Origin of the sequence: Spongiactinospora gelatinilytica, from assembly GCF_003236385.1 — a bacterium.
Lineage (GTDB): Bacteria > Actinomycetota > Actinomycetes > Streptosporangiales > Streptosporangiaceae > Spongiactinospora > Spongiactinospora gelatinilytica.
This window is the reverse complement of the sequence record NZ_POUA01000308.1, coordinates 1-9,431: the sequence shown is the minus strand read 5'-3', so window position 1 is coordinate 9,431 and position 9,431 is coordinate 1. Positions and strand designations below refer to the sequence as shown.

10 protein-coding genes are annotated in these 9,431 nt (G+C 71.2%); 4 read left to right on the top strand and 6 right to left on the bottom strand.

The window, feature by feature from the left end; all coding sequences use genetic code 11:
* The 4 genes from C1I98_RS29420 to C1I98_RS29405 all read right to left on the bottom strand — a co-directional run.
* Positions 1 to 583: TetR/AcrR family transcriptional regulator (locus C1I98_RS29420; protein ID WP_111170653.1), on the bottom strand; the 583-nt coding region annotated here is incomplete at its 3' end.
* Between the two features lie 29 nt (positions 584 to 612).
* Positions 613 to 1,794 carry a cytochrome P450 gene (locus C1I98_RS29415; protein WP_111170652.1) on the bottom strand — a complete coding sequence of 394 codons (1,182 nt, stop codon included), beginning with the start codon at positions 1,792 to 1,794 and terminating at the stop codon, positions 613 to 615.
* A 128-nt stretch (positions 1,795 to 1,922) separates the two neighbouring features.
* Positions 1,923 to 2,747 carry an undecaprenyl-diphosphate phosphatase gene (locus tag C1I98_RS29410; RefSeq protein ID WP_233508293.1) on the bottom strand — a complete coding sequence of 275 codons (825 nt, stop codon included), beginning with the start codon at positions 2,745 to 2,747 and terminating at the stop codon, positions 1,923 to 1,925.
* 252 nt (positions 2,748 to 2,999) lie between these two features.
* Positions 3,000 to 4,562, bottom strand: a complete 1,563-nt coding sequence (locus C1I98_RS29405; protein ID WP_111170651.1) for a M28 family metallopeptidase — start codon at positions 4,560 to 4,562, stop codon at positions 3,000 to 3,002.
* Between the two features lie 120 nt (positions 4,563 to 4,682).
* On the opposite strand from C1I98_RS29405, the gene C1I98_RS29400 reads away from it, so the two are divergent.
* From C1I98_RS29400 to lipB, 3 genes are all read left to right on the top strand, one after another.
* A complete protein-coding gene (locus C1I98_RS29400) occupies positions 4,683 to 5,201 on the top strand; it encodes an HAD domain-containing protein (RefSeq protein ID WP_111170650.1) in 519 nt (172 codons plus the stop codon).
* A gap of 99 nt (positions 5,202 to 5,300) precedes the next feature.
* Positions 5,301 to 5,534, top strand: coding sequence for a PspC domain-containing protein (locus C1I98_RS29395; RefSeq protein ID WP_233508292.1), 234 nt, complete (start codon positions 5,301 to 5,303; stop codon positions 5,532 to 5,534).
* 24 nt (positions 5,535 to 5,558) lie between these two features.
* Positions 5,559 to 6,203: a lipoyl(octanoyl) transferase LipB gene (lipB, locus tag C1I98_RS29390; RefSeq protein ID WP_111170648.1), complete on the top strand. Its 645-nt coding sequence runs from the start codon at positions 5,559 to 5,561 to the stop codon at positions 6,201 to 6,203.
* A 21-nt stretch (positions 6,204 to 6,224) separates the two neighbouring features.
* Here the strand turns inward: lipB and C1I98_RS29385 are convergent, their stop codons facing one another.
* Positions 6,225 to 7,145, bottom strand: coding sequence for a protein kinase family protein (locus C1I98_RS29385; RefSeq protein ID WP_111170647.1), 921 nt, complete (start codon positions 7,143 to 7,145; stop codon positions 6,225 to 6,227).
* A gap of 92 nt (positions 7,146 to 7,237) precedes the next feature.
* Complete coding sequence (locus tag C1I98_RS29380) at positions 7,238 to 7,792, bottom strand: type 1 glutamine amidotransferase domain-containing protein (protein WP_111170654.1); 555 nt, start codon at positions 7,790 to 7,792, stop codon at positions 7,238 to 7,240.
* Positions 7,793 to 8,082: 290 nt separating this feature from the next.
* Here C1I98_RS29380 and C1I98_RS29375 point away from each other — a divergent pair, with 290 nt between their 5' ends.
* Positions 8,083 to 9,279 carry a hypothetical protein gene (locus C1I98_RS29375; protein WP_146607695.1) on the top strand — a complete coding sequence of 399 codons (1,197 nt, stop codon included), beginning with the start codon at positions 8,083 to 8,085 and terminating at the stop codon, positions 9,277 to 9,279.
* Positions 9,280 to 9,431: the final 152 nt, after the last annotated feature.

Below are 9,431 nucleotides of genomic sequence, written 5' to 3'. Positions count from 1 at the left end.
CGGGGGACGGGCGCGTGCCGTCCAGCAGCAGGGCCAGGTAGCGACGCGGGTCGTCGCACCCGCGGTCGCCCTCGTGGGCGGTCGCCAACGTCATCACCACGATGGCGGCGAGATCGCGGGTGATGAGGTCGCCGCGTACCAGGCCACGCTGCTGCGCGGCGGTCAGCACCTCGCCGAGCGGGCCCATGAACCGCTCGGCGATCTCCACGGTGAACGCCCCCGACTCACGGGCGGCGGCCAGCAACGACCGGTGCGCGGGCAACGTCTCCACCGCCACGGTCAACGCCTCCGCCAGCCCGCGCCTCGGGTCCTCGGCCGCGCGGGCGGCGAGCACGGCGGGTTCGATCTCCTCCGCGAAGTAGGTCTCGAACGCGGCCTTGATCACGCCGTCCCGGTCAACGAACCGGCGGTAGACGGTCGCCACCCCCACACCGGCGCGGCGGGCGATCTCGTCCAGCGGTACGGCGGGGCCGTCCTCCTTCAGGGCTTCGAGCGCGGCCCGAACGATCCTGTCGAAGTTGCGCTGCGCGTCCGCCCGTCGCGTCTGGGGGGTTGTCTGGTCCTTTGTCCGCCTCTGCTGCACAGGGCGAACGCTAGCAGGGGCCGGCGGACCTACCAGGCCACCTTGAACTCGTCGAGCCCGTACACGATGCTGAACACCCGGAACTTCGGCTCGCCCACCGGCCGCAGGCCGGGGAAACGGCGCAGCAGGGCCGGGAAGGCGGCGCGCATCTCCATCCGGGCCAGCGGCGCGCCCAGGCAGTGGTGCACACCGTGGCCGAACGCGACGTGCCCGGTGGACTCCCGGGTGATGTCCAGCTTCTCCGGCCCGGAAAGCAGCGCGGGATCGCGGTTGGCCGCGGGCAGTACGCAGACCACCCGCTCGCCCGCCCGGATCGTGTGACCGGACAGCTCGGTGTCGGCCGCGGCCCGCTTGTGGGTGCCGCTGTGCACGATGCTGAGCCAGCGCAGCAGCTCCTCCACCGCGTCCTCGACCCGCTCGGGCTCCTTGGCCAGCAGCTCGGCCTGCTCGGGATGGCGCAGCAGGGCCAGCGTGCCGAGGGCCAGCATGTTGGAGGTGGTCTCGTGCCCGGCGACCAGCAACAGGTGGCCGATGCCGGTCAGCTCTTCCATGGTCAGCTCGTCGCCGTGCTCGCGTACCAGCATGCCGAGCAGGTCGTCGCCGGGCTCGACCCGGGCGCGGGCGACCAGCGTGCTCATGTAGTCGCGCGACTCCTCGCGCAGCGCCAGGCGCTCGTCCAGCGGTATCGACAGGTCCAGGATGCGGCTGGAGCGTTCGTGGAACTCGTTCCTGTCCGAATACGGCACGCCGAGCAGTTCACAGATGACCAGCGACGGGATGGGCAGCGCGAATTCGGTGACGAGGTCCACCGGCGGGCCGAGCCGCTCCATCGCGTCCAGGCGGTCTTCCACGATCTCCGTCACCCGCGGCACCAGTCTGCGCATCCGCCGGACGGTGAACTCCGGCGTCAGCATCCGGCGCAGCCGGCTGTGCTCGGGCGGGTCGTGCGCGAGCAGGTTGCCCGCCCGGAACCTCGCCAGGTCTTCCGCGGAGAGGTCCGCCGACTGCTCGATAGGCGTGTCGATGATCGGGAACCGCGCCGGGTCCGACAACACCGACCGGACTTCCGCGTACCGGGTGACCAGCCACAACTCGCCGAATGGGGTCTGCATTCGCCGCACGCCGTCCGTGTCGCGCAGCTCGGCCAGCTCCGGGACCGGATCAAAAGCCGTCCGCCGCATGTGGAACGGCAGGACCGCAGACTCGCTCATGTTCCCTCCTGGGTTGTGCACCTTCGGGGCCACGCTTGTCTTCGCCTAAACGATAGCAAGCTATCGTTTAGGCGACCAGACGGGCACCCTGCTCACAAGCGGCGACTACCCCGGAGAAACCCGGCGGATCAGGCGGGGATCACGCCGAAGGACACCAGCGCGATGACCAGCACGCCGAGCAGGACCCGGTAGATGACGAAGCTGGTGAACCGGTGGGTGCTGATGAACCGCAGGAACCAGGCGATGATCCCGTAGCCGACCGCGAACGAGATGACGGTGGCCAGGATCGTCGGGCCCCAGGCCGGGGCGTGCGCCCCGTCGATCTCGCGCAGCTCGAACAGGCCGGACATGAGCACGGCGGGGATCGCCAGCAGGAAGGAGTACTCGGCGGCCTCCTCCCTGCGGTAGCCGAGGATCAGGCCCGCGCCCGTGGTGCCGCCGGAGCGCGAGACGCCGGGGATCAGCGCGAGCGCCTGCGCCAGGCCGTAGGTGACGGCGTGCGGGAGGTTGAGGTGCTGGTCCAGGGTGAGCTTGTTGCGGGCCATGTAGTCGGCCAGGGCGAGCAGCAGGCCGAAGACGATCAGGCAGGTGCCGACCAGGCGCAGGTCGCGGACCACGGTCTCGATCTGGTCTTTGAAGGCGAGGCCGAGCACGCCGATCGGGATGCTGCCCGCGATCACGAACCAGCCCATCCTGGCGGCCTGCTCCTGGCGCAGGTGGGGGGTCCACAGGGAGCGGGTCCAGGTGCTGATGATGTCCCAGATCCGCTTGCGGAAGTAAATGAGCACCGCGGCCTCGGTGCCGAGCTGGATCACCGCGGTGAAGGCCGCGCCGGGGTCCGGCCAATGAAAGAAGGCGGACACGACACGGATATGGGCACTGGAGGAGATCGGCAGGAACTCCGTCAGCCCCTGCAGGACGCCCAGTACGGTCGCCTCAAACCAGCCGATCAAGCGAAGACACCTTCCACGGTGATGCCGCGCCGTTCCGGGTCCGAAGGGCGGCGGTCCGACAAGTACGTGAGAAGGCGAGGCTAGCGGAGGCTGGGAGGCCGCGCGGCCGGTCGTTGTACCGGGTCAGGGTTCGCGGGGGAACGGGGGTGTTCGTCACCGGTTATCCGAACCCTGTATCCAGACATGTCGGTCGGCGTTCGGGAGCGAGGACGGGCCCCGGCTGTGCGCCGGGGCCCGTCGTACGCGGTGCGGTCAGGAGGCCGAGGCCCCCTTCAGCGGCACGGTGGTGCCGGTGCCGGTGCCGGTGCCGGTGGCGGCGGTGGCGGTGGCCGCGCGCCGCGGGATGGACGACAGGTCGAACGCGTAGGTGGCGGTGGCCACCGCGATGGCGTCGGCGTTGACGTCCAGCGCCGTCGCGTTGATGTTGGTGATGGTGTCGCACGCCTGGTGGTAGCAGGAGTCGTAGGCGACGCCCGCCTGCCCGCCGAACAGCTTCGCCTCGGCCTCGGTCTTGATGCCCTCGGCGCCGGTGAAGATGCCGCCGGCCGGGATGCCGTTGGCGATGAACGGCCCGTAGTCGGAGCGGCCGTCGAAGTCGGTGCCGACGTGGCCGAGGCGCCGGCGGTCGAAGAACCTCGCCAGCCGCTTCTCGATCTGCGCCGATCCCTCCGGGCCCGCCGGGGAGCCGACGTTGTCGGAGTTGTCGCCGTCGTACAGCTTGTAGGCGTAGTTGGGCGAGGCGACCATGTCGAAGTTCAGGTAGAGCCTGATCCGGTCGCGTTCGGCGGGGGAGAGTTCGGCGACGTACTGCTCGGAGCCGAGTATGCCGAGTTCCTCGGCCCCCCAGAACGCGAACCGCACCTTGTTGCGCACCGGGAAGTGCGAAAGTCGCAGGGCGACCTCAAGGACGGCCGCGGTGCCCGAGCCGTTGTCGTTGATGCCCGGACCCTCGTGGACGCTGTCCAGGTGCGCGCCGACCATGACCACGTCGTCACGGTCGCCGCCACGGGTCTCGGCGATGACGTTCCTGGTGGTGCCGAGCTCGACCTCGGTGTCGGTCCGGACGCGCACGCGGGTGCCCGGCGAGTCGGCCAGGTCGGACCCGACGGCGAAGCTGGTGAACACCACGGGGAAGCCGTAGCGCCACTCGGCGATGTCGAAGGCGTAGGCGTCGGTTCGGCCCGGCTGCCCCTCGTTGAAGAAGATCACCGCCGCCGCGCCCGCGGCCTTGGCGTTGTCCGCCTTCTGCGCGTAGGAGCAGGTGCCGCGCTGGATGAGCGCGATCCTGCCGGGCACGAACCCGGCCCAGTCCGCGGCCTCACAGCCCGCCGTGGAACTCGGCGTCGGCGTGGGCGGCAGGGTCGGATCCACGACCTGGACCTCGGCGGTCACGTCGCCCGAGCCCGAGGAGATCACGGTGACGAAGTCCGCGGGCGTGGCGTAGGTGGTCGGCGTCGGGGCGACCTGTTCCAGGACGGGCGGGGACAGTTCCTCCCAGCTCTTGGGGAACTGCACATCGGTGGTGCTCACCCGGTACCCGGCCTTGCGCAGCTTGCCCGCGACATAGGCGACCGAGGCGTCGTAGCCCGGCGTGCCCGCGGCGCGGTTGCCGCCGTTGGCGTCGGCGATGGACTGCAGGGCGTTGAGGTGCTTCTTGACGTTCGCCCCGGTGACGCTTTTCTCCAGGAGTTTGGCGAAGATGTCGGCCACCGGGCCGGACTGTGCCGAGGCCGGTGGCGCGAAGGCCAGTGGCAACGTGAGGGCCGTGGCCAGGGTGACGGCACGGACCACGCGTTGGCGCAGCGATAACCGCATAGGGTTCCTCCAGCGAGGTAAGGATTGCAAACCCCCGAAGCATGCTTAGGGGAACTTAACCCGCCAGACCGCGCTTCGCCAGAACCCCCGGACTAATTGCCCGGCCGTACCATAACGACCATGGCGGAACAGCCGTTGCTGCTGGTAGATGTGGACGGGGTGCTCAATCCGACCGGCCGTCGATCGGGCGATTTTCGGACATATGACTGCGTTATTGATGGAACGTTATATAAGGTCCGGCTCAGTCGCGCCCACGGAGACTGGCTGCTCGCCCTGGCCAGAGACACCGGGTCCGCCCTGGTCTGGGCCACGACATGGGAAGACGCGGCCAACGACTGGATCGGCCCACGCCTCGGGCTGCCCGCGCTGCCGGTGATCCCGATGCCGCCCTCGGCGGTTCCCGCGCGGGGGCGCGACTTCGGTGAGATGTGCAAGACGCCGCACGTTGCCGACTACGCCGCTGGGCGGCCGTTCGTGTGGTTCGACGACGCGGTCTCGGCGGCGGATGAGGACTATCTGCGCGCCCGCTCCGACGTGGGTGACTTCCTGCTCGTCGAGGTGGCCGCCGAGGGCGGGCTGACGAGGGAGGACGTGGCGCGGGCGGCGGAGTGGCTGGCAGGTCTGGGCAGGGGAACGTAGGGCATCAGGGTAGCGGGGGGCCGGGTCTCAGGGACGAGGTCAGGGTTTTGTCAGGGGCGGGAGTAGGAACGATGATCCGCGGCCGGGTCGTTTTCGTGGGTGAGACCAAAACAGCGGGAGGACAAGGTGTACCGGTCAAGACGACACAAGGTGATCGCGGGCGTGTGCGGCGGCATCGCCGAGCGCATGGGCTGGTCGCCCAACTTGGTGCGGCTGCTGTTCGTGCTCTCGTGCATCCTGCCGGGGCCGCAGTTCATCATCTACCTGCTCATGTGGATCTTCATCCGCAAGGCCCCCGTGACGGGCAGCCCCACCGCGCCCTACTACCAGTGAAAATCCCGGAGCTAAGCTGTCTCCATGAGGCAACGGCCGCTGTCGATGATCCAGGACGACCTGGTCGAGTACGAAAAGGCGATGGAACGCATGGCCGCCCTGGTGGAGGAGCGGCAGCGGGACGCGCGCCCCGACACGCTCTGGCTGCTCAGCCACCCCGCCGTCTACACGGTGGGCAAGCGCACGCTGCCGGAGCACCTGCCCGTGGACGGCCATGACATCCCGGTCGTGACCACGGGCCGCGGCGGCCAGCTCACCTACCACGGCCCCGGCCAGCTCGTCGGCTACCTGATCGTCAAGCTGGGCGAGACGGAGGGCATCGTCGACTACGTCCGCGAGGTCGAGCTGCGGATGGTGGCCGCGCTGCGGGCGCTCGGCGTCGAGGCCGAGCGCCGGGACACCCCGCCCGGCTCGGAGCTGCTCACCGGGGTGTGGACGGTCCGCACCGGACGCAAGATCGTCTCCATCGGCATGCGCCAGAGCCGCGGCGTGACCAGCCACGGGTTCGCCCTCAACGTCGACGGCGACCTCACCCCGTGGCAGTGGGCGGTGGCCTGCGGCATGCCCGACGTGGACATGACCTCGCTGAGCCGCGAGGATCGCCCGGCCGGCATGGACGAGGCGCGTGTGCGGGTGGCCACGGCCTTCGAGGCGACCGCCGGCATCTAGCCAGGCCGCTCAAAGGGCCGCTCAGAAGGACGGCAGCCCCCGGGCGTCGTCGATCAGCCGTCCGAAGGCCGGGTCGTCCAGGTGGCGTACGGCCCGGCGGGTCCTTTCCCCGGCGCGGGGATCGGCCGGTCCCACCAGCAGCCCGTGGCGGACCGCCGACCGCAGCGCGCACACGAGATCCGACACGATGCGATAGAGCGCGACCCTGGCGAACAGCCGCCGGTCGGGCCCGCCGAAGTAGGCGCCGGCCAGCATGGGCACCAGGTCGGCCGGATAGTCCGCCTCGGCGGCGACGTCGCCCAGGTCGAAGGCCGGGTCGTGGTTGCCGGAGAGCCGGTAGTCCGTGATCCGCACCTCGCCGCCGTCCGCCGCGATCAGGGTCTGCGGCAGCAGGCCGTTGTGGCACGGTACGGCGGGCAGCGGCCAGTGCGCGAGGGCCCGTTCGATGTCGGCGACGGCGGGCAGCCGGTCGGCGTGGCCGTCGGGCACCGGCAGACCGCGCCGCCGGCACAGGCCCAGCAGGCCCTCCAGCTCGGCGAAGATCGAGAAATCGTTCGCGAACGCCGGTCCGGCGTGCAGCCGCCGGCAGGCCCGGGCGATGCCCGGGATCAGGTCCGGCTCGCGTACGGCGGCGGCGTCCAGCGCGCGCCCCTCGATGTCTTCCAGCAGCAACGCCGGCAGCCCCGCGAGCCGGTGGACGACCTGCGGCCCGACGCCGCTGACCGCCGCCTGCCGGGTGTTGGCGATCTCGGTTTCCGGTTCGAGGCCGAGCCCGGCCGCCGCCACCCCGGGGTCGAGCACGCGCAGCAGCCAGCGCCGGCCGCCGCCCGCCTCGACCCGGGCCACGCGGTGGCCGCGCCCGCCCTCGATCTCGGTGATCGTCACCGGGCCTCCGGCCCACGCGGTGATCAGTGCGATCGGGTCCGCGGACGGATCGGGCATCCAGGAGTCTCCCTTGGCCTGTGGTCAGACCAGTTGATCTGCCGGTGACTCCGTGGCGTTACAGGCGGTCCGCATGCCGACGCGGCGGCCGGTCACGGTTCGACGGCCACCATGGCGTCCACCGCGGCCTGGCCGAACGCCTTGAGGTCGTCCGGCTTGCGGCTGGTGACCAGCAGGTTCGGGCCGTCCGTGCAGATGACGACCTCCTCATCGACCCAGGTCGCGCCCGCGTTGCGCAGGTCGGTCTGGAGGCTCGGCCAGGACGTGAGCGTACGGCCGCGCACGACGTCGGCTTCGATCAGCGTCCACGGAGCGTGACAGATGGCCGCGACCGGCTTGCCCGCCTCGAAGAATCCGCCGACGAATCGCACCGCGTCCCGGTCGGTGCGCAGGAAGTCGGGGTTGGCGACGCCGCCGGGGAGCACCAGGCCGTCGAAGTCGGCGGGGGAGACCTGCGTCACGGTCGCGTCGACCTCGAAGGTGTCGGCCTTGTCGAGGTGGTTGAACGCCTGTGCCCGCCCGGCCCTGGTGGAGATCAGCCGTGGCGTGCCGCCGGCCCGCTGGATCGCGCGCCACGGTTCGGTGAGCTCGACCTGCTCGACGCCCTCGGGCGCGAGGAGGAAGGCGATGGACTTGCCCTGCAGCATGGTTCCCCCCAGATGCGCTGCGTGGATGCTCAATACCGGCACGTTCCCGAGGAGGCGGGATCTATGCCGGGATGCGGGCGATGTGACAGGGTCACGGAGGGGTCACACAAGTACGGCGCGCCGACGAACCGGGTCGCACGCGGGACCGCAATGTACAAAGATTGAGAAAAACGGCAAACTAGTCGGCCTCGTGGACTGTCCAAGACTGAGGAGATCACCCAGCGGGGGCGGTCGATACGGGGCGATGAAATGTGGGGCGGGGGAAAGCGGTGGGCACGAGCGGGCCGCCCATGAGCGCCGAGGACGTGCGAGACGCCCTGCGGCGACGTCGTGGTGAGCGCGACCGGCTGTCCGCCGACCTGCTCGACCTGGAGCGGCACCCCGGCCACCAGTTGCTCAAGGGGGCCGCACTCGGTGGGGAGACCGGACGCCGCTGGGACGAGGCGCAGGCCGGCATCGCCACGCTGTGGTGGCTGTTCGACGCCTACAGCCGGGTGCTGGCGCGGGCCGAGGAGATCGCCGACGGCGGGCGGCGGCTCGGCGGCTCTGAGCTGGAAACGCTCACCGACCTGCTGCGCGGCCCGTCGGTGGAGATGAAGGTCGAGGACGTGCCCGTGGAGCGGCGCTCCCTCGTACGCCCGACCGCGGAATGGCTCACCCTCGACCAGGTCATGGCCCGGATGGACACCGCCTACCAGGGCAGCGCGCAGACCGTCGCCGCCGCCGACGCCGCGTGGAGCGTGCTCGCCCCCCGGCTGAACGAGGCGGAGGCCGCCCTGCGGGCCGCCGGCGACGTGCTCGCCCGGCTCGGCGGCACCGACGACGAACTCGACCGCATCGGCGCCGACCTGCTCAGACTGCGCGACGAGGCCCGCGCCGATCCGCTCGCCTACGCCGGCGGCGACCCGCGCGAGCTGGTGGCCCTCGACGCGATGCTCGCCGAGCTGGCCGAACGCCGCCGCGTGCTGGAACAGGCCCTGCGCATCAAGGACGACTACCAGCGGCGGTCCGACGAGGTGGCCATGCGCATCTCCGGGGTGGCCGAGGCGGAGGCGGAGACCCGCGCGGCCTGCGAGACCGCGCTCGTCAAGATCGCCACCCCGGTGCTGCCCGCGCTGCCCGGCCAGGCGGCCACCCTGGCCGACCGGCTGGCCGCGCTCACCACCCTGTACGGCCGGGCGGACTGGACCGAGCTGGCCGAACGCCTCGCCGACTTGGAGCGCGCCACCGCCGCCGCGCTGGACCAGGCCCACGCCGCCACCGCCCACGTCACCGGGCTGCTGGACCGGCGCGACGAGCTGCGCGGCCGGCTGGAGGCGTTCCGTGCCAAGGCGGTCCGCCTGGGCATGGGCGAGGACTCGGCACTGGCCTACCTCTATCGGCAGGCGCGCGAACTGCTCTGGACGGCGCCGTGCGACCTGCGTCAGTCCACCGTGGCGGTGGCCGCCTACCAGCGGGCGATCAAGCGGATGGGAGAGGCCGGATGAGCGCGTGCATGCAGCCCGGCTGCACCGGGACCATGCAGGACGGTTACTGCGACACCTGCGGCATGCCCCCGCCTGCCGCCGCGCCGCAGGCCGCACCACCGCAGGAACGCTCCGCGGGCGGCAGGCACGCCGCCCCGCCGAGCGGCCCCGCC

Bases quoted from the DNA above. Each gene is read 5' to 3' on its own strand.
- lipB (WP_111170648.1), top strand. From the start codon at position 5,559: ATGAGGCAACGGCCGCTGTCGATGATCCAGGACGACCTGGTCGAGTAC.
- C1I98_RS29400 (WP_111170650.1), top strand. From the start codon at position 4,683: ATGGCGGAACAGCCGTTGCTGCTGGTAGATGTGGACGGGGTGCTCAAT.
- C1I98_RS29380 (WP_111170654.1), bottom strand. From the start codon at position 7,792: ATGCTGCAGGGCAAGTCCATCGCCTTCCTCCTCGCGCCCGAGGGCGTC.
- C1I98_RS29415 (WP_111170652.1), bottom strand. From the start codon at position 1,794: ATGAGCGAGTCTGCGGTCCTGCCGTTCCACATGCGGCGGACGGCTTTT.
- C1I98_RS29375 (WP_146607695.1), top strand. From the start codon at position 8,083: ATGAGCGCCGAGGACGTGCGAGACGCCCTGCGGCGACGTCGTGGTGAG.
- C1I98_RS29385 (WP_111170647.1), bottom strand. From the start codon at position 7,145: ATGCCCGATCCGTCCGCGGACCCGATCGCACTGATCACCGCGTGGGCC.
- C1I98_RS29405 (WP_111170651.1), bottom strand. From the start codon at position 4,562: ATGCGGTTATCGCTGCGCCAACGCGTGGTCCGTGCCGTCACCCTGGCC.